General features: G+C 72.8%; 21 protein-coding genes. 14 read left to right on the top strand and 7 right to left on the bottom strand.

The genetic code is table 11. The annotated features are described in order from the left end of the window. The first annotated feature begins 12 nt into the window (after positions 1 to 12). From GA0070621_RS19375 to GA0070621_RS19355, 5 genes are all read left to right on the top strand, one after another. Positions 13 to 1116, top strand: coding sequence for an ABC transporter ATP-binding protein (locus tag GA0070621_RS19375; protein WP_091197932.1), 1104 nt, complete (start codon positions 13 to 15; stop codon positions 1114 to 1116). Next, on the top strand, positions 1113 to 2126 hold the full coding sequence (locus GA0070621_RS19370; protein ID WP_091197930.1) for an ABC transporter ATP-binding protein: 1014 nt from the start codon (positions 1113 to 1115) through the stop codon (positions 2124 to 2126). The genes GA0070621_RS19375 and GA0070621_RS19370 overlap by 4 nt, the downstream gene beginning before the upstream one ends. A gap of 173 nt (positions 2127 to 2299) precedes the next feature. Continuing rightward, positions 2300 to 3307 (top strand): ABC transporter permease, encoded by a 1008-nt coding sequence (locus GA0070621_RS19365; protein WP_091197929.1) that lies wholly within the window; start codon positions 2300 to 2302, stop codon positions 3305 to 3307. Between the two features lie 69 nt (positions 3308 to 3376). Beyond that, positions 3377 to 4363 carry an ABC transporter permease gene (locus GA0070621_RS19360; protein WP_091197927.1) on the top strand — a complete coding sequence of 329 codons (987 nt, stop codon included), beginning with the start codon at positions 3377 to 3379 and terminating at the stop codon, positions 4361 to 4363. A 132-nt stretch (positions 4364 to 4495) separates the two neighbouring features. Further along, on the top strand, positions 4496 to 6232 hold the full coding sequence (locus GA0070621_RS19355; protein WP_091197925.1) for an ABC transporter substrate-binding protein: 1737 nt from the start codon (positions 4496 to 4498) through the stop codon (positions 6230 to 6232). Between the two features lie 52 nt (positions 6233 to 6284). Here the strand turns inward: GA0070621_RS19355 and GA0070621_RS19350 are convergent, their stop codons facing one another. Then, on the bottom strand, positions 6285 to 8429 hold the full coding sequence (locus GA0070621_RS19350) for a S9 family peptidase (RefSeq protein WP_091197923.1): 2145 nt from the start codon (positions 8427 to 8429) through the stop codon (positions 6285 to 6287). Between the two features lie 86 nt (positions 8430 to 8515). On the opposite strand from GA0070621_RS19350, the gene mshB reads away from it, so the two are divergent. From mshB to GA0070621_RS19335, 3 genes are all read left to right on the top strand, one after another. Further along, the gene (gene mshB, locus GA0070621_RS19345) at positions 8516 to 9439 is read left to right on the top strand and encodes an N-acetyl-1-D-myo-inositol-2-amino-2-deoxy-alpha-D-glucopyranoside deacetylase (protein WP_197673916.1); all 924 of its coding nucleotides are present in this window, start codon (positions 8516 to 8518) and stop codon (positions 9437 to 9439) included. 17 nt (positions 9440 to 9456) lie between these two features. After that, a complete protein-coding gene (locus GA0070621_RS19340) occupies positions 9457 to 9927 on the top strand; it encodes a hypothetical protein (RefSeq protein ID WP_167667068.1) in 471 nt (156 codons plus the stop codon). 86 nt (positions 9928 to 10013) lie between these two features. Then, on the top strand, positions 10014 to 10478 hold the full coding sequence (locus GA0070621_RS19335; protein ID WP_091197916.1) for a hypothetical protein: 465 nt from the start codon (positions 10014 to 10016) through the stop codon (positions 10476 to 10478). Between the two features lie 31 nt (positions 10479 to 10509). Here the strand turns inward: GA0070621_RS19335 and GA0070621_RS19330 are convergent, their stop codons facing one another. After that, positions 10510 to 11460, bottom strand: a complete 951-nt coding sequence (locus GA0070621_RS19330) for a GNAT family N-acetyltransferase (protein WP_091197914.1) — start codon at positions 11458 to 11460, stop codon at positions 10510 to 10512. Between the two features lie 79 nt (positions 11461 to 11539). On the opposite strand from GA0070621_RS19330, the gene fdxA reads away from it, so the two are divergent. Next, positions 11540 to 11866 (top strand): ferredoxin, encoded by a 327-nt coding sequence (fdxA, locus tag GA0070621_RS19325; protein WP_007464872.1) that lies wholly within the window; start codon positions 11540 to 11542, stop codon positions 11864 to 11866. After that, on the top strand, positions 11863 to 12972 hold the full coding sequence (dapC, locus tag GA0070621_RS19320; RefSeq protein WP_091202628.1) for a succinyldiaminopimelate transaminase: 1110 nt from the start codon (positions 11863 to 11865) through the stop codon (positions 12970 to 12972). The genes fdxA and dapC overlap by 4 nt, the downstream gene beginning before the upstream one ends. A 16-nt stretch (positions 12973 to 12988) precedes the next feature. On the opposite strand, the gene GA0070621_RS19315 is transcribed toward dapC, so the two are convergent. Continuing rightward, the gene (locus tag GA0070621_RS19315) at positions 12989 to 14833 is read right to left on the bottom strand and encodes a M48 family metallopeptidase (RefSeq protein ID WP_091197911.1); all 1845 of its coding nucleotides are present in this window, start codon (positions 14831 to 14833) and stop codon (positions 12989 to 12991) included. Between the two features lie 225 nt (positions 14834 to 15058). Between GA0070621_RS19315 and GA0070621_RS19310 the strand changes: the two genes are divergently transcribed. Genes GA0070621_RS19310 through GA0070621_RS19300 form a run of 3 tightly spaced genes read left to right on the top strand, consistent with a single transcriptional unit; the run spans position 15059 to position 17375 of the window. Continuing rightward, positions 15059 to 16081, top strand: coding sequence for a prephenate dehydrogenase (locus GA0070621_RS19310; RefSeq protein ID WP_091202626.1), 1023 nt, complete (start codon positions 15059 to 15061; stop codon positions 16079 to 16081). 5 nt (positions 16082 to 16086) lie between these two features. Then, positions 16087 to 16728, top strand: coding sequence for an SIMPL domain-containing protein (locus GA0070621_RS19305; protein ID WP_091197909.1), 642 nt, complete (start codon positions 16087 to 16089; stop codon positions 16726 to 16728). Beyond that, positions 16728 to 17375, top strand: coding sequence for a nucleoside/nucleotide kinase family protein (locus GA0070621_RS19300; RefSeq protein ID WP_091197907.1), 648 nt, complete (start codon positions 16728 to 16730; stop codon positions 17373 to 17375). Before GA0070621_RS19305 ends, GA0070621_RS19300 begins: the two co-directional genes overlap by 1 nt. Here the strand turns inward: GA0070621_RS19300 and GA0070621_RS19295 are convergent. The 3 genes from GA0070621_RS19295 to dapD all read right to left on the bottom strand — a co-directional run bounded on the left by GA0070621_RS19295 (position 17352) and on the right by dapD (position 21668). Next, complete coding sequence (locus GA0070621_RS19295; RefSeq protein WP_167667067.1) at positions 17352 to 19940, bottom strand: hypothetical protein; 2589 nt, start codon at positions 19938 to 19940, stop codon at positions 17352 to 17354. The two genes, GA0070621_RS19300 and GA0070621_RS19295, sit on opposite strands and share 24 nt — an antisense overlap. A gap of 86 nt (positions 19941 to 20026) precedes the next feature. Next, positions 20027 to 20593, bottom strand: coding sequence for a sugar O-acetyltransferase (locus GA0070621_RS19290; protein ID WP_091202624.1), 567 nt, complete (start codon positions 20591 to 20593; stop codon positions 20027 to 20029). A 118-nt stretch (positions 20594 to 20711) separates the two neighbouring features. Further along, positions 20712 to 21668 carry a 2,3,4,5-tetrahydropyridine-2,6-dicarboxylate N-succinyltransferase gene (gene dapD / locus GA0070621_RS19285; protein WP_091197902.1) on the bottom strand — a complete coding sequence of 319 codons (957 nt, stop codon included), beginning with the start codon at positions 21666 to 21668 and terminating at the stop codon, positions 20712 to 20714. 135 nt (positions 21669 to 21803) lie between these two features. Between dapD and dapE the strand changes: the two genes are divergently transcribed. Further along, positions 21804 to 22877, top strand: a complete 1074-nt coding sequence (gene dapE / locus GA0070621_RS19280; protein WP_091197899.1) for a succinyl-diaminopimelate desuccinylase — start codon at positions 21804 to 21806, stop codon at positions 22875 to 22877. Between the two features lie 66 nt (positions 22878 to 22943). Here the strand turns inward: dapE and GA0070621_RS30085 are convergent, their stop codons facing one another. Then, the gene (locus GA0070621_RS30085) at positions 22944 to 23105 is read right to left on the bottom strand and encodes a hypothetical protein (RefSeq protein ID WP_167667066.1); all 162 of its coding nucleotides are present in this window, start codon (positions 23103 to 23105) and stop codon (positions 22944 to 22946) included. Positions 23106 to 23120: the final 15 nt, after the last annotated feature.

Genomic DNA, 23120 nt, shown 5'->3' with positions numbered 1-23120 from the left:
GGGGAGGCGGTCGTGGGCAGGTCGGAGTCGGCGCCGTCCGGGGAACCGGACCGCCATGAGGTCCCGGAGCAGCGCTCGGGTGAGGGTCCCTATCTGCGGGTGAAGGATCTGCGGGTGCGGTTCGACACCGAGGACGGTGTGGTCCGGGCGGTGGACGGGGTGTCGTTCTCGGTGGCGCGGGGGCGCACGTTGGGGATCGTCGGTGAGTCGGGCTCGGGTAAGAGTGTGACGTCGCTGGCGATTCTGGGTCTGCACAACGCCAAGCGCACGAGCATCACGGGGGAGATCTCCGTCGGGGGCCGTCAGTTGGTCGGGCTTCCGGAGGAGGAGGTGCGGCGGCTGCGGGGTCGGGACATGGCGATGGTCTTTCAGGATCCGTTGTCGGCGTTGCATCCGTACTACACGGTGGGTCGGCAGATCGCTGAGGCGTTTCGGGTGCATCACCCGGGGGCGGGGAGGCGGGAGGCGCGGCGGCGGGCGGTGGACATGTTGGGTCGGGTGGGGATTCCGCAGCCGGGGCGGCGGTTCGATCAGTATCCGCATGAGTTTTCGGGTGGGATGCGGCAGCGGGCGATGATCGCGATGGCGTTGGTGAACGATCCGGATCTGTTGATCGCGGATGAGCCGACGACGGCGTTGGATGTGACGGTGCAGGCGCAGATTCTGGATTTGTTGGCGGATCTGCAGGCGGAGTTCCGGTCGGCGATTGTTTTGATCACGCATGACCTGGGTGTGGTGTCTCAGGTGGCTGATGACGTGTTGGTGATGTATGGGGGGCGGGCGGTCGAGCACGGTGGTGTGGAGCAGGTGTTGCGTCGGCCGCAGCATCCGTACACGTGGGGGTTGTTGTCGAGTGTGCCGTCGTTGCGTGGTGACGCGGGCGCGGATCTGGTGCCGATTCGGGGTAATCCGCCGTCGTTGATCAATTTGCCGTCGGGGTGTGCGTTCCATCCGCGTTGCCGGTACGCCGGCCGCAACGGCGACCGCTCGGCCACGGTGGTGCCGGAGCTGCGCGCGGCCGGGGAGGCGGGCCACCTGGTCGCCTGCCATCTGCCCGCCGAGGAACGCACCAGGCTCTACCGGCAGGACATCGCCCAGGTGGGAGTCGCGCAATGACCGAGCCACTGCTCAGGGTGCGTGGGCTGACCAAGCATTTCCCGGTCCGTGAGGGCTTTCGGGCCAAGAGTGCCGTGCGGGCGGTCGACGGCCTGGATTTCGAGGTACGTCCGGGTGAGACGTTGGGCCTGGTCGGGGAGTCCGGGTGCGGCAAGACCACCACCGGACGGATGCTGGTACGCCTGCTCGAACCCACCGCCGGGACGATCGAGTTCGCCGGCCGGGACATCACCCACGCCCGCCGTGGCGAGTTACGGCCGCTGCGGCAGGACCTCCAGATCATCTTCCAGGACCCGTACGCCTCGCTGAACCCCCGCCACACCGTCGGCCGGATCGTCGCCATGCCACTGCAGGTCAACCGGATCAACCCACCCGGCGGCACCCGCAAACGCGTCCAGGAACTCCTCGAACTCGTCGGCCTGAACCCCGAGCACTACAACCGCTACCCCCACGAGTTCTCCGGCGGGCAACGCCAACGCATCGGCATCGCCCGCGCCCTCGCGCTGCGCCCCAAACTCATCGTCGCCGACGAACCCGTCTCCGCCCTCGACGTCTCCATCCAGGCCCAGGTCATCAACCTGCTACGCGACCTGCAACGCGACCTCGACCTGGCCTTCGTGTTCATCGCCCACGACCTCGCCGTCGTCCGCCACTTCTGCCACCGCGTCGCCGTCATGTACCTCGGCAAAATCGTCGAGATCGGCGACCGCGACGACATCTACACCCGACCCCAACACCCGTACACCCGCGCCCTGCTCTCCGCCATCCCCGACGTCACCACCCTCGGCCCGGCCGGACGGATCCGCCTCACCGGCGACGTACCCACCCCACTCAACCCACCCTCGGGCTGCCGCTTCCGCACCCGCTGCTGGAAAGCCCAGGACAACTGCGCCACCGACGAACCCACCCTGATCACCCGCGACGGCGGCAACCAACTCACCGCCTGCCACTACCCCGAACAGGGGCCGCTCGGCGTCGGGACCAGCGAATCCGTGGAGGTGTCGCAGTGAGCGCGAGGAGCGAGCCGGTGTTGCGAGCCCCGCAGTCGCGAATTGAGGTGTCGCAGTGAGCGCGAGGAGCGAGCCGGTGTTGCGAGCCCCGCAGTCGCGAATTGAGGTGTCGCAGTGAGCGCGAGGAGCGAGCCGGTGTTGCGAGCCCCGCAGTCGCGAATTGAGGTGTCGCAGTGAGCCTGTCTCCGGTTGAGGGCGCGGCGCGGGCCGAGATCGAGCCGGCCGCCGACACCGTCAAGCCCGACGAGCGGGGGATCGTCGGGAGGTCTCCCGGCCAACTCGCCTGGGCCCGGCTGCGCCGGGACCGTACGGCCATGGTCAGCGGCGTGGTGCTGCTGTTCTTCATCGTGCTGGCCCTCGCCGCGCCGCTGGTCTCCAAGCTGTACGGGGTCGGCCCGAACGAGCAGTTCCAGCAGCTTCTGGACGGCAACGGCATGCCGCTGGGATACGTAGGCGGCATCACCGGCGACCACTGGTTCGGGCTGGAACCCCGGCTGGGCCGGGACATCTTCGTCCGGATGGTGTACGGCATGCGGACCTCGCTGTTCATCGCGTTCGCCGCCGCCCTGGTCACCACCGCCATCGGTGTGGCGGCCGGCATCCTCGCCGGGTTCCTGGGCGGGATCGTCGACACGGTGATCAGCTGGATCACCGATGTGGCGCTGGCCCTGCCGTTCCTCATCTTCGCCCTGGCTGTGGTGCCGACCGTCGGGCTGCGCTTCTACGGCCCCCGCGAGGAGGTGCCGCCGGCGTTCCAGGTGGCCGTCCTCATCGGCATCTTCGCCGCGTTCGGCTGGACGAGTACCGCGCGGCTGGTCCGCGGTCAGGTGATATCGCTGCGCGAACGGGAGTTCGTGGAGGCCGCCCGGGCCAGCGGGGCCGGGCTGGGGCACATGCTCTTCCGGCAGCTCCTGCCGAACCTCTGGGCGCCGATCCTGGTCGCGTTCTCGCTGGCGGTGCCGCAGTACATCACCGGCGAGGCGGCACTGTCCTTCCTCGGCATCGGCATCCTCGAACCGACCGCCGACTTCGGTCGGATGATCTTCCAGAGCATCCCGTACCTGCAGACCGACCCGGCGTACGTCTTCTTCCCCGGCGTCACGATCTTCATCCTCGTGCTCGCCTTCAACCTGCTCGGCGACGCGCTGCGTGACGCGCTCGACCCGAAGTCGTCCCGGTAGGGGTGTCGTGATGAGCGCGAGGAGTGCAGCGGAGCGGAGCCCCGCAGTCGCGAATGAAGGAAGACTCTGATGACCCGATTCCTGGTACGCCGGCTGCTCACCGCCGTGCTCACCCTCTTCGCGGTGAGCGTGCTCAGCTTCCTGATGTTCTTCGGGCTGCCCCGCGACCCGGTCAGCGGCATGTGCCCGAAGAACTGCAACGCCGAACGGCTGGAGCGGGTCCGGCAGGAGCTGGGCCTGCGTGACCCGCTGCCCGAGCAGTACGCCAACTATATGAAGGGCATCGTCACCGGGCGCGATCTGGGCAGCTCCCAGGGCGGCCGGTGCGACGCGCCCTGTCTCGGCTACTCGTACGTCAACAGCGAGGCCGTCACGGACACGCTCAGCCGGGTGCTCCCGGTGACGCTGAGCATCGTCCTCCCGGCGGCCGTCCTCTGGTTGATTGTCGGCGTCGGGCTCGGCATGATCTCCGCGCTGAGACGGGGCACGCTGCTGGACCGGCTGGCGATCGGCTTCTCGCTGGCGGGTGCGTCGATGCAGCTCTACTTCGTCGGCGCGGTGCTGCTGCTGGTCTTCACCTACAACCTGCGGATCACCCCGACCCCGGGCTACACCTCGATCTTCGAGAATCCGGTGAAGTGGGCCAGCGGTCTCGTCCTCGCCTGGGTGTGCCTGGCCTTCCTCTTCTCCGCGATCTACGCCCGGCTGTCCCGGGCGCAGATGCTGGAGACGCTGTCGGAGGACTTCGTCCGGACCGCGCGGGCCAAGGGCCTGGCCAAACCCAAGGTGTACGGGCGGCACGCGCTGCGCGCGGCGATCACCCCGATCGTGACCATCGCCGGCCTGGACGTGGGCAGCGCGCTCGGCGGCACGGTGATCACCGAGACCACCTTCGGCATCCAGGGCCTCGGCCGGACCGCCGTGGACGCCGTCCGGTCGGGTGATCTGCCGACCATCATGGCCACCGTGCTGATCTCGGCGGTCTTCATCGTGGTCGCCAACATCGTGGTGGACATGCTCTACGCGGCCATCGACCCGCGGGTCCGGTTGCGATAGCGCAACGGCACCCGACAGGGCATGGAGAAATCCACCGCTCTCTGTTACACACGCCGTAGTTTTTCTACGTCGCCTGACGATGCTCCGGACGTGGAGCCTGACGGGGCACCAGATAAGGGAGGAGGGCGCGAGATGCGCCTGAAGAGGGCAGCCGCCGCCGGCGGAGCGCTCGCACTGCTCGTGGTGATGGGGGCGTGCAGCGAGAACAAGGGCACCGGCGGCGACACCGGCGCCGACCGGGTGCAGAGCGGTTCGATCGCCACCGACCCGAAGGAGTCGATGGGGCCCGCTCCCGAGGTCCCCGGCGCCAGCAAGGGTGGCACCTTCCGGGTGATCCGGGAGACCAAGATCTCGCACCTGGACCCGCAGCGGGTCTACTCGTTCGCCGGCCTGATGAACGCCCCGCTCTACAGCCGCTTCCTGACCACCTTCAAGGACGACGGCTCGGGCAAGGTGACCCTGGTCGGTGACCTCGCCGAGACCCCGGGCACGGACGTCAACAAGGACTGCAAGGTCTGGGAATTCAAGATCAAGGACGGGGTGAAGTTCGAGGACGGCAGCCCGATCACCTCGAAGGAGATCGCGTACGGCATCGCCCGCTCCTTCGACCCCGACCTGACCGGCGGCCCGACCTACCTCCAGGAGTGGCTCGCCGACTCCCCGCAGTACGACACCAAGTGGGACTTCAAGGCGAACAAGACCTCGCTACCGCCGGGCCTGACCGCGCCGGACGCGAAGACGCTGAAGTTCGAGTTCGCCAAGCCGCACTGCGACCTGCCGTTCGCCGCGTCGCTGCCGTACACCGCCCCGCTCAAGGCGGAGAAGGACACCGGGGTCAACCTGGACAACCAGCCGTTCTCCTCCGGACCATACAAGATCACCAAGAACACCGCCGGTGTCGAGCTGGTGATGGAGCGGAACGAGAACTGGGACCCGAACACCGACCCGGTGCGGCACGCGTACCCGGACAAGGTCGTCTGGACCTTCGGCCCGGACGCCGAGGCGGGCGCCAACCGGGTGATCGCCGACAACGGTGACGACCAGACGGCGCTGGCCTGGAACGGTGTGCCCTCGGCGCTGGTCGCCCGGGTGGCCGGCGACGCGGCGCTGAAGGGCCGCTCGGTGCAGGGCCAGACCCCGAGCATGTGGCGGCTCACCATCAACACCGGCCGGGTCACCGACCTGTCGGTCCGGCAGGCGTTGAACTACGCCATCGACCGGGACGGATTCATCAAGGTGTACGGCGGTGAGGCGACCGCCAAGGCGGTCACCACCCTGATGCCGCCGTCGACCATCGGCTGGCAGAACTACGACGCCTACCCGGCCGGCCCGACGGGCAACCCCGACAAGGCCAAGGAACTGCTCGCCGGCAAGACCCCCGAGCTGGTGCTCGGCATCGGCGACGACAACCCGGAGTACGGTACCCAGCTCAAGAGCAACCTGGAGAAGGCCGGCTTCAAGATCACCTTGAAGAGCATCCCGGCCGACGCCAAGCTCGACGAGACGAAGAAGAAGGACAACCCCTGGGACCTCTACCTCGACCAGTGGGCCGCCGACTGGCCCAGCGGGGCGGCGATCCTGCCGGTGCTCTTCGACGGCCGCACCATCAAGCCGGAGAGCAACAGCAACACCTCCTTCGTCAACAGCGACGACATCAACAAGGAGTTCGACCGGGTGCTCGCAATGCCCGCCGGTGAGCAGGGCGGGGAGTGGGCCAAGCTCGACAAGCGAATCATGACCGAGCTGGCCCCGGCCGTGCCGCTCTTCGTCGAGCAGGGCTACTACCTGCACGGCTCCAAGACGGGCGGGATCTACCTGTCCAGCATCTTCGGCTACCCGGCCCTCACCAACGCCTACGTGAAGCAGTGACGGCCTGAGCGCAGGGGCCCCTTCTCCACGCCTCGGCGTGGAGAAGGGGCCCTTACAGATTCCGGCGGAGGAAGTCGAGTTCCAGCTTGAGCAGGCGTTCGGCGGTGCCGCCGGCGGCCATGTGGGTGGCCCCGGTCAGTGGCAGCACCGCGTGCGGCCGGCCGGCAGCCAGCAGCGCCGCCGAGAGCCGCAGCGTGTGCGCGGCCACCACGTTGTCGTCGACCAGGCCGTGCACCAGCAGCATCGGCCGGGCCTGCGCCGGGTCGCCGACCGGCTCGGCGGCCAGTTCGACCAGCGAATGGTGGGCGTAGACGTCCATGCCGTCCTCCGGCAGGCCCAGGTAGCGCTCGCTGTACGCGGTGTCGTACAGCGTCCAGTCGGTGACCGGGGCGCCGACGATCGCGCAGCGGAACAGCTCCGGGTGGCGCAGCACCGCCAGCCCGGCCAGCCAGCCGCCGAACGACCAGCCCCGCACCGCCACCCGCGCCAGGTCCAGGTCCGGGTGCTTGCCGGCGAGCGCGGTCAGCGCGTCCACCTGGTCGGTCAGGATCACGTCGGCCAGCCGGCGGTGGATCGCCTTCTCGAACGACGGGGCGACGCCCGGGGTGCCCCGGTTGTCGATGGTCACCACCGCGAAGCCCTGGTCGGCCCACCACTGCCGCTCCAACCAGGCCGCCCGCGCGGCGACCACCTCCTGGTGCCCCGGCCCGCCGTAGACGTCCAGCAGCACCGGCAGCTTCGTACCCTTGACGTGCTCGGACGGGTAGAGCACCGCGCTCGGCAGCCGCCGGTCGGTCACCCGCACCATCATCGGGCGCGGCGCGTACGGCGGGGTGGCGGCCAGCGAGCGCAGCTCGCCCACCTCCTGGTCGCCGTGCCACACCGACCAGCGGGTGCCCGGCTGCTCCAGCGAGGCGGTGCCGACCACCAGAGTGGAGCCGCCGATCGCGCCGGTGTGCCAGCCTGGGTCGCTGCCCATCCGGCGGGCGTCCACCCCACCGCCGATCACCGTCCGGATCCGGTAGAGGTGGCGCTGGCTCGGCTCGCCCTCGCTCGCCTCCACCAGCAGGTCCGCCGGGGCGCTGCCGGCGGCGGGGAGCCGCCCCACCACCCGGCGCACGTACAGCGAGGGCGGGGTGAGCAGGGTGCCGTCGGCGAAGAGGCAGCGGGCATCGTAGCCGTCGTGGGCCAGCTCGCCGCCGACCAGAACCCGGCCGTCGGGCAGGTGCGCCGGGGTGCCGGGGATCGGTTCCACCCAGCGCGGGTCGGCCAGCTCGGCGTGCACCTGCGTCTCCCCGGTACGCGGGTCCACCGCGAGGACCAGGCCGTGCTGCTGCGAGCGGCGTAGCACGGTGATCAGCGGCCCGCCGTCCGCCCAGCCGACCGAGGTCAGGTACGGGTAGGTCTCGCGGTCCCAGTGCACGTCGACCCAGCCGCCGTCGAGGTCGAGCAGGTGCAGGCTGACCTGCGCGTTCGGCCCGCCCGCCCGGGGGTACGCGACGGTCGTCGGCGGGCTCGCCGGGTCGGCCGGGTCGTGCAGGTGCCAGTGCGGCAGCCGGGACTCGTCCACCCGGGCGGCCAGCACCGTGCGCCCGTCCGGGGCCCACCAGTAGCCGCGGTACCGGCCGAACTCCTCCGCCGCGATGTGCTCGGCGAGCCCCCAGGTCACCCCGCTGTCCTCGCCGGCGAGGAGGTTGTCCGCGCCGTCCGGCTCGACCACCCGGAGCTGGCCCCGGCGGACCCCCTCGGCGGCGTCGGTGACGTAGGCCAGCCGTTCGCCGGTGGGGTCGGGGCGCGGGTCGATCACCGGGCCGACCGAGGCCACCTCGACCACGTCGCCGTGCACCAGGTCGGCCCGGAACAGCCGGCCGGCCAGCGCGAACGCGGCGACCCGGCCGGCCGTGTCCAGGGCGTACGAGCCGATGCCGGCGGCGCTGAGCCGCAGCCGCTCGCGCAGCGCCCGTTCGCCCGGCGCCAGCGCGGCCGGCTCGCCGTCCGACCCGAGCAGCACCGCCGGATCCGCGACCAGCCGTTCCTCGCCCGAGCCGACGTCCAGCAGCCAGAGCGCGTCGGCCGGGTCCTCCGGTCCCGCCGAGCGCAGGAAGATCACCCGGGAGCCGTCGTCCGCGACTGAGACAGCGCGCGGCGCCCCGTGGCTGAACCGACGGGTACGGGCGGCCAGCTCGGGAAAGTCCACAACTCGGATCGTAAGGGCGGCTCGGGCGTGATGTGGCCGACCTGGGCGGACGCGTAAGCATCGCCGGGGGAGGACCGCCGGTTAGAGTGACGGTCGTGACGACGCTGCCCGACCGACGCCTCCTGCTGGTCCACGCGCACCCCGATGACGAGTCCATCGGCACCGGCTCGACGATGGCGCACTACGCCGCCACCGGCGCCCACGTCACCCTGGTGACCTGCACGCTGGGCGAGGAAGGCGAGATCCACGTACCGGAGCTGGCCCAGCTCGTCGCGGCCGAGGCCGACCAGCTCGGCGGGTACCGGATCGGCGAGCTGGCCGCGGCCTGCGCCGCGCTCGGCGTCACCGACCACCGCTTCCTCGGTGGCGCGGGCCGCTACCGGGACTCCGGCATGATGGGCCTGGCCACCAACGAGCACCCCCGCGCCTTCTGGCAGGCCGACCTCGACGAGGCCGCCGGGCACCTGCTGGAGATCATGCGCGAGGTCCGCCCGCAGGTCATGATCACGTACGACGACAACGGCTTCTACGGCCACCCCGACCACATTCAGGCGCACCGGGTGGCGATGCGCGCCGTCGAGTTGGCCACCGCCGAGGGGATCGCCCCGGCGAAGGTCTACTGGACGGCGATGCCGCGCAGCGTGCTGGATGCCGGCCTGAACGCCTTCACCGAGGCCTCCGACAACCCGTTCGCCGGCATCGACAGCGTCGACGACCTGCCGTTCGGCACGCCCGACCCGGAGATCGCCGCGCGGATCGACGCCACCGACCAGCACGCCGCCAAGGAGGCGGCGATGCGGGCACACGCCACGCAGATCCCGGCCACCTCCTGGCTCTACTCGATCGCCGGCAACTTCGGCGCCGAGTTCATGGGCGTGGAATATTTCACCCTCGCGGTCGGCGACAAGGGGCCGGGCAACGGCCCGTACGGCTGGGAGGACGACCTCTTCGCCGGGCTGTCGCTGGACGGACCGGACCGGTCTCCGGTCGCGGCGGCCGGCCTCCGGTGACGCTGCCGGCCGTACCGATGTCGGTCGCCCCCGAGCCACCGCCCGCCGAGCCGCCCGCGCGGTCGGGGCTGGCCGACGCCGCCCTGCGGATCGCCGGCGGGCTCGTCGCGGTCTGGGCGGGCGTGCTCGCCGCGGTGCTGGAGCTGATCTTCGCCACCTGGGCCTGGGAGGTCGTCAAGGGTCGGCCGGGCGGCCTGCCGAGGACGGCGGTCGGCACCGCGCTCGCGGTCGGCGGGATCGTCGCGGTGGTGGTGCTGACGGTCCTGGTGGGCTGGTTCGCCAACGCCGCCGCCGGTACGCGCTGGGCGGTGGTGCTGCCCGCCCTGCCCTGGTTCGTGGTGATCGTCGCGGGCAGCGTCAAGACCACCGAGGGTGATCTCGTGCTCACCGGCGACAACCTGGTCGGCCTCGGCATGATCCTGGCGGGCGCGATCACCTTCGCGGTGCTGGGCTTCCGGCAGGTCGTGGTGCCGCCGGCCGACCGCTGAGGTGCTGACGCCGCACAGGTCGCGGTGGTACATATTCCTGCCAGGAGTCCGCTGTCGGGGCGGGCGGTGATGGTGGGAGGCGTGCGATGAGGGAGCGGTGGGGTGCGGTCGGCGTGCTGGCGGCGGCGCTGTTCGTGGTGAACGTGGCGGCCCGGCTGGTCATCAGGTTCGGCTTCCCCGACGACGACACCGTGGCTGACCGCGTCACGCTGGCGATGTTCCTGGCCATCGGGCTGATCCTCGCCGTGCTGGCGTTCCGCTGGGGCGGCGAACGGTCGGCGGGTCGCCTGATCGGCGACCTGGCCGCCGCGGTCGGGGTGGCACTGGCGCTGACCCTGTTCGTCGGCCCGCTGCTGGTCGGCAGGAGCCCGTTCGTCGACGGTGCCGGGACGTTCTTCGCCCAGATCTGGCTCTACCTGGCGGCCACCGGGGCCGGCGTGCTGGTGGGCTACCTGACGCTCACCGCGCTCGGCCGGGACTTCCGTTCCCGACAGCTCAAGCGGTACGCCGAGCAGAAGGCCGCCAAGCCGCGCAAGGTGGTCCGCCGCTGAGGTGTGGCGCCCGGGGCGGCGAGGTGGCGGGTCAGGCCGGGGCGACCCGGGTCAGGTACGTGTGGTGGGTGGTGAAGCCGAGCCCCCGGTAGAGCGCCACGGCCGGGGTGTTGCGCTGCTCGACCTGGAGGAAGGCGTGCGTGGCGCCCTCCGTCACGCCCCAGTCGACCAGCGACCGGATCACCCGGCCGGCCAGCCCCTGCCGGCGCGCCTCGGGCAGCACCTCGACCAGGGTCAGGCCGAGCCACCGCCGCTCACCGGTGACCGTGCCCCGGCCCACCGCGAGCAGTCGGCCGTCGGCGTACAGGTGGGCGAAGCGGACCCGGTCCACGGCGGTGAGCACGTGCCGTGCGGCGTCCGGCAGGTCGCCCTTGCGCCCGGCCGCGACGGCGAGCCAGTCCTCCGTCGGCCTGCCGGTCAGGGTGGCCGGCGGCAGGTCGGCGCGGCCTGGCGGGAGCGCGGCCAGCGGGGCGGTCTGCACCAGCACCGGCGGCCGGGCGTCCCAGCCCCGGGCGTCCAGCTCCGTGCCGACCGGCGCGGCCAGCGGCAGCGGGGTGTTCACGAGGGCGGGCTGGCCGTGGTCGGCGTACCAGCGCTCCACGGCGTCCAGCGCGGCGGGCAGCGGTCGGTCCGGGTCGCCGACCGGCAGCGCCGAGTTGGCCCGGCCGGTCCAGCCCTCGGCGGCGCGCAGCAGCCAGTCGCCGAGCCGGGCGCGGACCGGCGCGGGCCACGCCTCGTCGGCGGCCAACTCCAGGGCGACCACGGCGCCGGCCGTCGGTCGGCGGGCCGGCGGCACCCGTTTCGCCCGGTGCACCTCCCCCACCGGGACCCGTAGCCGACCCCTGTCGGTGGCCAGGGTGATGTGGGTCTCGCTCAGCTCGACCAGCTCGCCGAGGGCGTCGGAGAACAGGGGCCGGCCTTCGCGAATCCCCACAATCCGGCGGACCACGATCCGGTGTCCTACATCCTGCTGTCGGAGCACGATCGACCTCCTCCCCGGCGAGATACTAGGCTCTTACCGTCGCAGGTGATCGCGACGAGTCTTGCGGAGGAGAAGACCGGTGACCTACATCATCGCCGAGCCGTGCGTGGACGTGCTCGACAAGGCATGCATCGAGGAGTGCCCGGTCGACTGCATCTACGAGGGCAACCGGATGCTCTACATCCACCCCGACGAGTGCGTCGACTGTGGTGCCTGTGAGCCGGTCTGCCCGGTCGAGGCGATCTTCTACGAGGATGACGTTCCGGAGCAGTGGAAGGACTACACCGGGGCGAACTACGAGTTCTTCGAGGACCTCGGCTCGCCCGGCGGCGCCTCCAAGATCGGCAAGGTGGAGAAGGACGCGACGTTCGTCGCGGCCCAGCCGCCGCGCGGAGAGGGCCACTGAACCGGCCCGCGCCGGTCTCGTCGCGGCTGCCCGACTTCACCTGGGACACCCTGGACGCCGCGGCCGCGACGGCCGCGGCGCACCCGGACGGTCTCATCAACCTCTCGATGGGCACGCCGGTCGACCCGGTGCCCCCGGTGATCCGGCAGGCCCTCGCGGAGGCGTCGAACGCCCCCGGCTATCCGCTCACCGCGGGCACCCCCGCGCTGCGGGACGCCATCGCGGCCTGGGTGGCCCGGGCCTGCGGGGCGGGCGTCGACGGGCTCGGCGTGCTGCCCACGATCGGGTCCAAGGAGCTGGTCGGCTGGCTGCCCACCCTGCTCGGCGCCGGCCCCGGCGACGTGGTCGTGGTGCCGTCGATCGCCTACCCGACGTACGAGGACGGGGCCCGGCTGGCCGGTGCCACCACCGTACGCACCGACTCGCTGACCGCGGTCGGCCCCACCCCCCGGGTACGGCTGGTCTGGGTCAACTCGCCCGGCAACCCGACCGGGCGGGTGCTGCCCGCCACCCACCTGCGCAAGGTGGTCGACTGGGCGCGCGAGCGCGGCGCGGTGGTCGCCAGCGACGAGTGCTACCTGCCGCTGGGCTGGGACGCCGAGCCGGTCTCGATCCTCTCGCCCGAGGTCTGCGGCGGGTCGTACGAGGGCGTGCTGGCGGTGCACTCGCTCTCCAAGCGCTCCAACCTGGCCGGCTACCGGGCCGGGTTCGTGGCCGGCGACCCGGCGCTGGTGGCCGAGCTGCTCAAGATCCGTAAGCACGCCGGCATGATCGTGCCCGCCCCGGTGCAGGCGGCGATGGTCGCCGCGCTGGGTGACCAGGCGCACGCCGACGAGCAGCGGGAGCGGTACCGCGCCCGGCGTGAGCGGCTGCGTGCCGCGTTCTCCGGCGCCGGTTTCACCATCGAGCACTCCGAGGCCGGGCTCTACCTCTGGATGACCCGCGACGAGGACTGCTGGAACACCGTCGACTGGCTGGCCCGGCGGGGCATCCTGGTCGCCGCCGGGATCTTCTACGGTCCGGCCGGTGCCCGGCACGTCCGGGTCGCGCTGACCGAGTCCGACGAGCACGTCGCGGCGGTCGCCGGTCGGCTCGCCCAACCCTGATCGTCGCCGCCTCGGATCAGTCCTTGATCCGCTCGAACACCCGCAGCAGGGTGTCCCGGCTGTGCTTCTCCAGGAACTCGCTGGCCATCAGCTCCTGCACCTGCACCACCCGGCCGTCGAAGAGGGTCAGCGTCGCCTTCAGCGGCACCTCCCGCCGCACCTCGACCGAGGTGATCTCCTCGTACGGCAGGTACGGGTACCGGGCGGCCACCTCGCCCACCGGCTCCGCGCCGACCAGCGCCGTGAGCCGCTTCTCGCCCTCGCTGGACTTGCCCGGGTCGGGGATCAGGACCAGGCCGTTGTCCAGCACGAGCACGTCGTGCTCCCGGCCGTCGATCTTGATGTTGGCCAGCCCGCCGATCAGGTCGGCGTTGCGCGCGGACGCCCGGGCCTGCACCACCGTCGCCTGCGCCGGGTCGACGCCGCGCTCGGCGAGGCGGGCCAGCGCCTCGTCCAGAGTCTCCGGGGACACCGCCAGCTTGGCGATCTCGGCCAGGTCCCACGGCTCGCCGGCCGGGCCGACCAGACGGGCCGGCCCGGACCAGGAGAGCTGCCACCGGGCCCGCCCCGAGCGGATCGACGCGTTGTCGAGCAGCGTCTCCATCGGCCCGGCGAAGGCGGTCGCCGCCTCCTGGCTGGTGGCGTCGGGAAAGAACTGTGCGGCGAACTCGCCGAGCCGGCCGGCGCGGACCAGATCCAGCACCGTGGGCAGGCCCGACGTCGCCGTACCGGTGAACCGGCCGGCCGCCCGGTAGATGCCGTCCGCCCGCTGCTGGGTGGACGCGGCCATCCACTCGGCGACGAACTCGGGCCACGGCAGGATCCGGCGCGAGCCGTGCTCGACCACCAGGCTCTGGAGCTGCCGGCCGGCGCCGGCCACGTCGGCGAGCACGATAGAGGCCGGCCGGTCGTCCGGCCGTGCCTCCGTCGCCGCCGGCGTCTCGACCATCGCGGCGACCCGTACGCCGATCGGCGGGTGGGTGTCCCAGCGGGACGGCTTCCGCTCGGGCGCGTTCTCGCGCAGCTCGTCGATCTCGTTCCGGCGCGCGTCGAGCAACTGGGCGAAGCCGCCGAACAGGTCGTCCGGCAGGAGCCCGGCCGACCAGCCCGCCTCGACGTACTGGCGCATGTAGAACGCCCAGGCCGCGTCGAGCGCGGGCAGCGTACGCAGCGCGGAGGTCGCCGCCTCGTGGCCGGCGAGCCGCACCGACGCCCGGTCGGCCTCCAGCTCCTGCCGGCGCGACGCCGCGTTGTCGACCATCAGGTAGAGCAACGCGTAGCCCTTGAAGACCCACCCGATCGGGTTGCGCGGGCTGATCCGCTCGACGGTCTCCTCGATGGCCAGCCGACCCCGGTAGGCGACCCCGCCGAGCCGGGTGTGCCGGCCGGAGTAGTGGCCCAGTTCGTGCGCGAGCACCGAGCGCAACTGGTCGACCCGCAGGCCCTGGAGCAGCGGCAGCCCGACGTAGAGGGTGCGCCGGCCGCCGAGCAGGCCGAGCAGCCGGCTCTGCTCGCTGACCGCCGCGTTGACGTCCGGCAGCAGGCGGATCTCGTCGGGCGCGCGGGTGCCGACCGCGGCGGCCAGCTCCCGTACGGTGGCCCAGAGCTGCGGCGCCTCCCGCTCGCCCAGGATCGGGCCGGGCAGCGGCTCGTTCTTCGTGCGGATCGCCTTCCAGAGCCCGACGGCGACCGCGCCCAGCGCGACGACCAGCGGGAGCAGCACCTTGCCGGTCAGCAGGCCGCTGGTGTGGCTGAACAGCCAGACGCCGAGCGCGGCGACGGCGGCGAGCTGGAGCAGCGCGACGACGTAGAAACCGATCAACATGACCACCGAGGCGAGTGCCCGGTACGTCGCGGACATGTGTTTCCTTCCCCGTGAGAGGCGCCCGCCTTCTCTGCCGGGCGGGCCGCCGGGGGACCGTACGACGTGAGCGTCGCTCGGACAACCCCGTTCCGTCCCCGTCGGCCCGGGCAGGTCCCGGCGGCCCCGCACGGCGGGCGAGCGGGACCGTGCCGGCAACCGGGGCGATATCCTCGGCGCGGTGGCGGAGCGGCGACGCCGACGTACGAGCGGACCGAGGTGACGGTGGGCGCAGCCAACGGGCAGGTGCGGGCGGCGGTGGTCGGCACCGGCCTGATCGGCGGCTCGCTGCTGCTCCGGCTGCGGGACGCCGGTCTCGACGTCGCCGGCTGGGATCCGGACCCGGCGACCCGCCGGCACGTCGCCGAGCGGGGGGTCGTCGCCCCGGACGCGCTGGAGGAGGCGGTCGCCGGCCGGGACGTGGTCTTCCTCTGCGGCCCCCTGCCCACCCTGCCCGCGACGCTGACCCGGGTGGCCGGCGTCACCGACGACCGGTGCGTGCTCACCGACGTGGGCAGCACCAAGGCGGACGTGGCCACCGCCGCCACCGCGCAGGGGCTCGGGCACCGGTTCGTGCCCGGCCACCCGATGGCCGGCGCCGACCGGGCCGGCCTCGCCGCCGCCTCCCCGGCCCTGCTCGACGGGGCAGCGTGGGTGCTCTGCCCGGCCCCGAGCGGGATGGCCGCGTTCCGCCGGCTCGCCACGCTGCTCATCGACGTCTTCCACGCCCAGGTGGTGCCGATGTCCGCGCCGGAGCACGACACCGCCGCGGCGCTCGCCTCGCATGTGCCGCACCTGCTCGCCGGCGCGTTGGCCGGGGCCGTGCAGCGGGCCGCGCTGCGCGACGCGGTGCTCGCGCTCGCCGCCGGCAGCTTCACCGACGGCACCCGGGTGGCCGGCGGCCCGCCGGTCCGGACGGCGAACATGCTGCTCGGCAACCGCGACCGGGTACTGGCCGAGCTGGGGGCGGTCCGGAACGTCCTCGACGAACTCACCGACGCGCTGGAGGCCGGGGACGCCGAGGCGCTCACCGCTCGGCTCGACGAGGCCCGGGCGGCCCGGGCCGCGCTGGGTGCCCGCGCGTACACCACCCATCGGTGTGAGTTTCCGGCCGAGCTGGAGCACGCGGGGGAGTTGGCGTATCTCCGCGAACTGGGGGCGGCCGGTGGGCACCTCACCGGCTGCCGGGTCGAGGCCGGCGCGGTCACCTACACGGCGCACCTGCCGGCCGGCCCGCCACTAGGGTGAGGAACATGGCGGACGCACCGGTCGTGGCGGTACGCGGCGAGGCGTACCGGGAGGTCGCTCCGGAGCTGGCCCGGTTCACGGTCACCGCGTCCGCCCGGGACCGGGACCGGGAGGCCACGCTGACCCGGTTGGCCGAGCGGGCCGCCGCCGTGCGGGTGCTGCTGGACGCGGCCGGGCCGGTCGTGGAACGGCGGGAGACCGGCCAGCTCCGGGTCTGGCCGGAGACGAAGCGGTCGGGCGAGCGGGTGGTGGCGTACCACGGCAGCGTCACCACGGCGGTGACCGTCGCCGACTTCACCGCGCTCGGCGAGCTGATGCTCCGCCTGGCCGACCAGGACCAGGTCGAGGTGGCCGGTCCGTCGTGGTCGTTGCGGCCGGACAGCCCGGCGTACCGGGAGGCGCGGCACGCCGCCATCGCGGACGCCCTGGCCCGCGCCCGGGAGTACGCGGAGGCGCTCGGCGCCCGGGTGACCGCCCTGGTCGAGCTGGCCGACACCGGCCTGACCGCCGCCCCGCCGATGCTGGCGAAGGCGGCCTTCGCGCGGGCCGGCGACGCCCCGCCCGAGCTGGAGCTGGATCCGCAGCCGCAACCGGTGCAGGCGGCGGTCGAGGCCCGGTTCACCATCAGCGAGCCGGTGCTCGGCTGATGCCACCGGCACAGGTGCTCCCGGTCGGCGAGCTGGTGGACCGGGCGCGGGCCCTGGCCGACGCCGGTCCGCGGCAGCTGCTCGGCATCGCCGGCGCGCCCGGCGCGGGCAAGTCCACCCTGGCCGAGCGGATCGTCGCCGAGGTCGGCCCGGCCGCCCGGCTGGTGCCGATGGACGGTTTCCACCTGGCCCAGTCCGAACTGGTCCGGCTGGGCCGGGCCGACCGCAAGGGTGCCCCGGACACCTTCGACGCCAACGGTTTCGTCGCCGTTCTGCGCCGGCTGCACCGGCTGGAGCCGACCTCGGTGTGGGCGCCGGCGTTCCGCCGCGACCTGGAGGAGCCGATCGCCGGGGCGATCGAGGTGCCGCCCGAGGTTCGGCTGGTGGTGACCGAGGGCAACTACCTGCTGCTGCGCGACGACCCGTGGGAGGAGGTGCGCCCCCTGCTGCACCAGGCCTGGTTCCTCGACCTGGACGTCGAGCTGCGGCTGCGCCGGCTGACCGCCCGGCACGAGGCGTACGGCAAGACCCCGGAGCAGGCGCGTGCCTGGGCGCTGGGCAGCGACGAGGCGAACGCGGCCCGGGTCGCCGGCACGGCCGACCGGGCGGACCTGGTGGTCCGGCTAGCCGACCCCCTGCCGGGGTGACGGCACGGTCCGGCGGAGCAGCCGGGCCACCGCCGCCCGTTCCCGGAGGAACTCGATCGCGTCCGGGTAGCCGCTGTGGTTGCGGATCGGCGGATCGGCCACCTCGCCGCCGCTGGGGTGCAGGGCCTCCGGGTCGGCGACCGGCACATCCCGTTCCCCGGCGCTCACCTGCCAGCCCAGCGGGTCGGTGTCGCGCCAGAAGTTGGTCCAGTTGATGTCGCCGCCGGGCCGGGTCAGCGCCCGGGTGAGCACCCGCAACCGCGCCGGCCCGAAGTACGCCGGGAAGACCCGGCCGTAGAGCCGGGTGAACTGGCAGCCGTACGAGAAGAACCAGATCCGCTGCCGCCACCGCCGGGAGAGCTGGAGCAGCGTGGCGGCGCAGATGACGGTGCCCTGGCTGTGTCCGGAGAGGATCACCCCGTCCATCCGGCGGGGATCGTGCTGGGTGAGCGCGAGCAGGCCGGCGACCCGGGTCTGGAGTTCCGGCACGGCGCGTTCGGCGTAGCTGGGCGGGGCGAGCGGGTGCGCGGCGCGTGGCCAGAACGTGCCGATGTCCCAGATGACGCCGACCGTGCGGCGTACCGCGTCGCTGCGGTAGACCAGCAGGCCGAGCACGGCGACCACCAGGGGAAGCCAGCCCAGCACCCGGTCCCCGAGGTCGGCGGTCCAGCCGACGAGCACCTCCCAGCCGGACGGGGACCGCGGGCCGGGGCGACTGCCGGCGAGGGCCGCCGCGCAGCAGCAGGCCACCAGCACCGCCGAGCCCGCGGCGTAGCAGCCGACCAGCCGGATCGCGTGTTCGCCGACGAGCCGGTGCAGTGCCCGGAAGGTGCTGACGTCGTGGGCGCGGCGCAGGTCGTGCGCGGAGAGGCCGGCGCCCGCCGCGGTGAGGGCGGCGTACTCGGCCCGGCGCAGGGAGCGGAGGACGAGGCCGGCCCGGATCAGCACGCCGGCGAGCGCGAGCAGGCCGATCACGCAGGCCAGCCCGGCCCACGACACCGCTGGCGGGGGTGTCACCCGGGTGGGCCCGGCCGGCCCGGCCCGGCTGTCGAGCAGGCCGCTGACCCAGTGGAGCAGGCCGGCGCAGTAGGCGACCGCCATCATCCAGCCGAAGCCGGCGACGACCGCCGGGCCCCGCCCGCCCCAGGCGAGGCCGCCGTCCGCGTCCGGCCGCTCGGCCGCAGGCCGGGTACGTGGCAGCAGCAGCCCGGTCGCCGCGACGGCGATGGCCGGCACGGCGAGCATCCAGGGCCGTACCCCGTCAGGTGCCGGCGGCAGGCCGGGCAGCCCCCGCTCGATCCACACCAGCCCGAGCGGCAGCAGTACGCCCCCGGCCACCGGAGCGGCCAGCGCCCGCCGCCCGGTACGGGTCACCGCGCCGATCGCCACCAGCAGCAGCGCCTGGTACGTGGCGAGCCAGGCGACCATCGTGTCGTACCCGGGCAGCGACCGGTCGGCCTGGCAGCCGACGAGCCCCGGGTCGCGGACGCAGCCGGTCGGCGGCCGGAATTCGGACAGTGGCCGTCCGGCGGGCCCGTCGGGGAGCAGCAGGAGCATGAAGGTGCCGAGCAGCCCCAGCCCGGTGAGCAGCGCGACGGTCGTGCTCCAGTGACCGAGCGGGGTGTGCCCCTGCCGCCGGGTGAGCCAGGGCCGGCCCAGCGCGACCACGGCGATCGCCACGACCGCCGCGAGCACGACGACGGTCGGCCAGGCGACGAAGGCCCGGAAGCCCCGGGGCGGGTCCATGATGATCACCGCGGCGACCGGCACCGCCGCGGCGACCACCGCCCCGACGCAGAGGTGCAGGACGCCGCTGCGGCGCAACTGGCCCTCGCCGCACCAGAAGGTCGGATCCTGGAGCGGGTTCTCCGGCGGCTCAGGCTGCTCCGTCACGGGCTCGACCGCCGGGTCCGGGCCCTGGGGCGACGACGGGAGGTGGGGGTCGGCGGGCATCTCCGCCTCGTACTGGTAGGTACGCCACGCGACCGCGCCGAGCACCACGAGCGTGAGCAGTGGCAGCAGCAGGCCGACGGCGAGCGCCCGGGTGTCCTGCCGCCACCAGTCGTTGGCGAGGAAGTCCCACGGGCCGGGCAGGTGGTCAAGGCAGTCCTGGCCGACGCACTGCCAGCCGATCAGGTCCACGCCGACCCCGGTCACCGTGATCACCAGGGTGCCGGTGAGGCTCAGGGCGAACAGCCGGACGAGCCAGGCCGCGATGCCGGAGCGGCTGCTCCAGCGTTCCTCGCCCGGGTCGGACGGGATGCCGGTGCGGGCGTAGAGCGCCACGTTGGCCAGGGTGAAGGGGAGCAGCAGCGTCCACAACGCGCGCTCGACGTCCCGGGCGGTACGCGCGCCCGAGGTCAGCTGCCCCCAGCTGTACGCCTCGACCGTGATCGGGTCGTCGGGACCGGCGGCGGTGGAGCGGTAGAAGCCGGTGACCGCACCGCCGGCGACGAGCCGGGGCGTTGGCCCGTCGCCGCCCGGGGCGGGGCGCAGGCCGAGGAGTTGGTCGGGCGGGGTGTTCGACACCCCGTGCACCCGCAGTTCGAGCACCCGTTCCACCATCGACGCTCCCTGGGTGAGCCGGCACTACCCAGAGTGCATCGTCCGACGCGGATCCGCACCCCACCGACGATGCCTGTTTTTGCAGGTCAGGTGGCCTCTTCCAGGGTGCGTACCGGTCGAGCGGGATTGCCCACGGCCACCACATTGGGCGGCAGGTCCTTTGTCACCACGGCGCCCGCGCCGACCACGGTGTTCTCGCCGACGGTGACGCCGGCCAGCACGACGGCACCGCCGCCGAGCCAGACGTTGTCGCCGATGGTGATCGGTTTGGCCGCCTCCCACTTGTCCCGCCGGGCCGCCGGCTCGATCGGATGGGTGGCCGTGAGGAGCTGCACGTTCGGTCCGATCTGGACGTCGGCGCCGATGGTGATCCGGGCGACGTCGAGGAAGACCGCGTTGAAGTTGACGAAGCTGCGCGGCCCGATGTGGGTCTGCCAGCCGTAGTCGCAGTGGAACGGCGGCCGTACCCAGGCGTCCTCGCCGAGCGAGCCGAGCAGCTCGCGTAGCGCGGCGAGCCGGCCCTGCGGGTCGTCGGCGGAGCTGGTGTTGAAGCGTTCGGTGAGCCGGGCCGCCCGCTCCAGATCGGCGATGATCTCGGGGTCGTCGGCGATGTACAACTCGCCGGCGAGCATGCGTTCCCTCATGATGGTCACCGGCAGATCATGCCCCGTCCGCACCGCGACGGGTGCCGGATCGGCGGCGGACCCGGCCGGGGCGTCCACCCCAGCCCGGGTCCGGTCGCTCGTGCCGCCCGGTTACCGGCCGGTCCGGTCAGTCGTTGGCGTGCAGGGCCGCGTTCAGCTCGATGCCCCGGCCGGTCCGCGGCTTCGCCTCCAGCGCACCGGTGACCGAGTTGCGCCAGAAGAGCAGCCCGTTCACGCCGGAGAGCTCGCGGGCCTTGACCACCCGGCCGTCCGGCAGGGTGATCTTCGAGGCGGCGGTGAGGTAGCAGCCGGCCTCCACCACGCAGTCGTCGCCGAGCGAGATGCCCACGCCGGCGTTCGCGCCGATCAGGCTCCGCTCGCCGATGCGGACCCGCTCGGTGCCGCCGCCGGAGAGGGTGCCCATGATCGAGGCGCCGCCGCCGATGTCGGAGCCGTCGCCGACCACCACGCCCTGCACGATCCGGCCCTCGACCATTGAGGTGCCCAGCGTGCCGGCGTTGAAGTTGACGAAGCCCTCGTGCATCACGGTGGTGCCGGAGGCCAGATGGGCGCCGAGCCGGACCCGGTCCGCGTCGGCGATCCGTACGCCGGAGGGGATCACGTAGTCGGTCATCCGGGGGAACTTGTCCACCCCGTGGACGGCGAGGTGGCGGCCGGCGGCGCGCTCGATGACGCGCAGCTCGTCCACCCGCTCCGGCGGGCACGGCCCGGCCGAGGTCCAGGCCACGTTGGCCAGCTTGCCGAAGATGCCGTCGAGGTTGAGCTGGTTGGGCCGGACCAGGCGGTGGGAGAGCAGGTGCAACCGGAGGTACGCGTCGGCGGCGTCCTTGATCGGGTCGTCCAGCGAGCCGATCACGGTGACCACCTGGACCGTACGCAGGCCGGGCAGCGCCCGTCCGCCGACCGCGCCGGGCGGCAGGTCGAGTACGTCGGCCTGGTCCTCTCCGGGGACGAGCGGCAGCTCGCCGAGCCCGAGCTTGCCGGTCGGGTACCAGGTGTCGAGCACCAGGTCGTCAGCGGTGGTCGTGGCCAGACCGATGCCCCAGGCCGAATCGGACGTCACAGCTCTACCTCTCGTTCGCGACTACGCCGGCTGCTGCTCGCGACCGCGGGGCCAGCGAGCTCGCTCCGCGCGCCCGCCGCCGGGCTCGCAAGCTCACTCCGCGCGCTCACCAGTGCTGACGGTACCGTGCGAGGCATGCAGAACCCGCTGACCCCCGAGGTCCTGGCTGATCCGGTGGCGCTCACCCGCGCCCTGGTCGACATAGAGTCCGTCTCCCGCAACGAGAAGGCGATCGCCGACTGTGTCGAGGAGGTGCTGCGGGGCGTACCGCACCTGACCACGTACCGGCACGGGAACACGGTGATGGCCCGCACCGACCTCGGCCGGTCGCAGCGGGTGGTGCTCGCCGGCCACCTGGACACCGTCCCGCTCAACAACAACTTCCCGTCGACCATGCGCGGCGACCTGATGTACGGCTGCGGCACCTCCGACATGAAATCCGGGGTGGCCTTCGCGCTGCACCTGGCGGTGACCCTGCCTGACCCGCGCTACGACGTCACGTACTTCTTCTACGAGGCCGAGGAGATCGAGTCGCAGTACAACGGCCTGACGCTCGTCTCCGAGGCCCACCCGGAGTGGCTCCAGGCCGACTTCGCCGTGCTGCTGGAACCGACCTACGGGATCGTCGAGGCCGGCTGCCAGGGCACCATGCGGGCGATCGTGTCGACCACCGGCGTACGGGCCCACTCGGCGCGCTCCTGGCGTGGTGTGAACGCCATCCACGCGGCCGGGGAGGTGCTGCGGCGGCTGACGGCGTACGAGGCGCGGCGGGTCACCATCGACGGCTGCGACTACCGGGAAGGCATGAACGCGGTCCGCATCCACGGCGGGGTCGCCGGCAACGTGGTGCCGGACCGGTGCGAGATCGAGGTCAACTACCGGTTCGCCCCGGACCGTACGCCGGAGCAGGCCGAGGCGCACCTGCGGGAGGTCTTCGCCGGCTTCGAGTTGGCCGTGACCGACCTGGCGGCCGGCGCGCTGCCCGGGTTGACGGCCGCGCCGGCGCGGGAGTTCCTGGCCGCGGTGGGCGCGGCCCCGATCGGCAAGCTGGGCTGGACCGACGTGGCCCGGTTCGCGGCCCTGGGCATTCCGGCGCTGAACTTCGGCCCGGGCGACCCGAACCTGGCCCACCATCCGGACGAGCACGTCGAGCTGACCAAGATCCGTGACGGCGCGGCCACCCTGCACCGCTGGCTGGCCCCCGCCTGAGCCCGGATACGCGACCGGGGGGCCCGCGTCGGTGACGCGGACCCCCCGAGGTCGGACCGACTGGGTTCAGACGGTCGTGGTCAGCGAGGTGTCCGGCTCGGCGGACTCGCCGGTGAGGTCGGTGTGGTGGGCTTCCATCATGCGGGCACGGCGGCGCTCGGCCACCACGTCGCGGATCCGCCGCTGCATCTGCCGGCGGATCCGGATCATCTCGGTGTTGCTGATCAACGCTGGCTCCTCCCC

It is taken from the genome of Micromonospora narathiwatensis (genome assembly GCF_900089605.1).
GTDB lineage: Bacteria > Actinomycetota > Actinomycetes > Mycobacteriales > Micromonosporaceae > Micromonospora > Micromonospora narathiwatensis.
The sequence above is the reverse complement of the archived record's forward strand: the minus strand, read 5'-3'. Positions and strand labels throughout refer to the sequence as shown.

Coding starts and splice junctions, on each gene's coding strand:
- GA0070621_RS19370 (WP_091197930.1), top strand. CDS start 1,113: ATGACCGAGCCACTGCTCAGGGTGCGTGGGCTGACCAAGCATTTCCCG.
- GA0070621_RS19360 (WP_091197927.1), top strand. CDS start 3,377: ATGACCCGATTCCTGGTACGCCGGCTGCTCACCGCCGTGCTCACCCTC.
- GA0070621_RS19355 (WP_091197925.1), top strand. CDS start 4,496: ATGCGCCTGAAGAGGGCAGCCGCCGCCGGCGGAGCGCTCGCACTGCTC.
- GA0070621_RS19340 (WP_167667068.1), top strand. CDS start 9,457: ATGTCGGTCGCCCCCGAGCCACCGCCCGCCGAGCCGCCCGCGCGGTCG.
- GA0070621_RS19335 (WP_091197916.1), top strand. CDS start 10,014: ATGAGGGAGCGGTGGGGTGCGGTCGGCGTGCTGGCGGCGGCGCTGTTC.
- GA0070621_RS19315 (WP_091197911.1), bottom strand. CDS start 14,833: ATGTCCGCGACGTACCGGGCACTCGCCTCGGTGGTCATGTTGATCGGT.
- GA0070621_RS19305 (WP_091197909.1), top strand. CDS start 16,087: ATGGCGGACGCACCGGTCGTGGCGGTACGCGGCGAGGCGTACCGGGAG.
- GA0070621_RS19300 (WP_091197907.1), top strand. CDS start 16,728: ATGCCACCGGCACAGGTGCTCCCGGTCGGCGAGCTGGTGGACCGGGCG.
- GA0070621_RS19295 (WP_167667067.1), bottom strand. CDS start 19,940: ATGGTGGAACGGGTGCTCGAACTGCGGGTGCACGGGGTGTCGAACACC.
- dapE (WP_091197899.1), top strand. CDS start 21,804: ATGCAGAACCCGCTGACCCCCGAGGTCCTGGCTGATCCGGTGGCGCTC.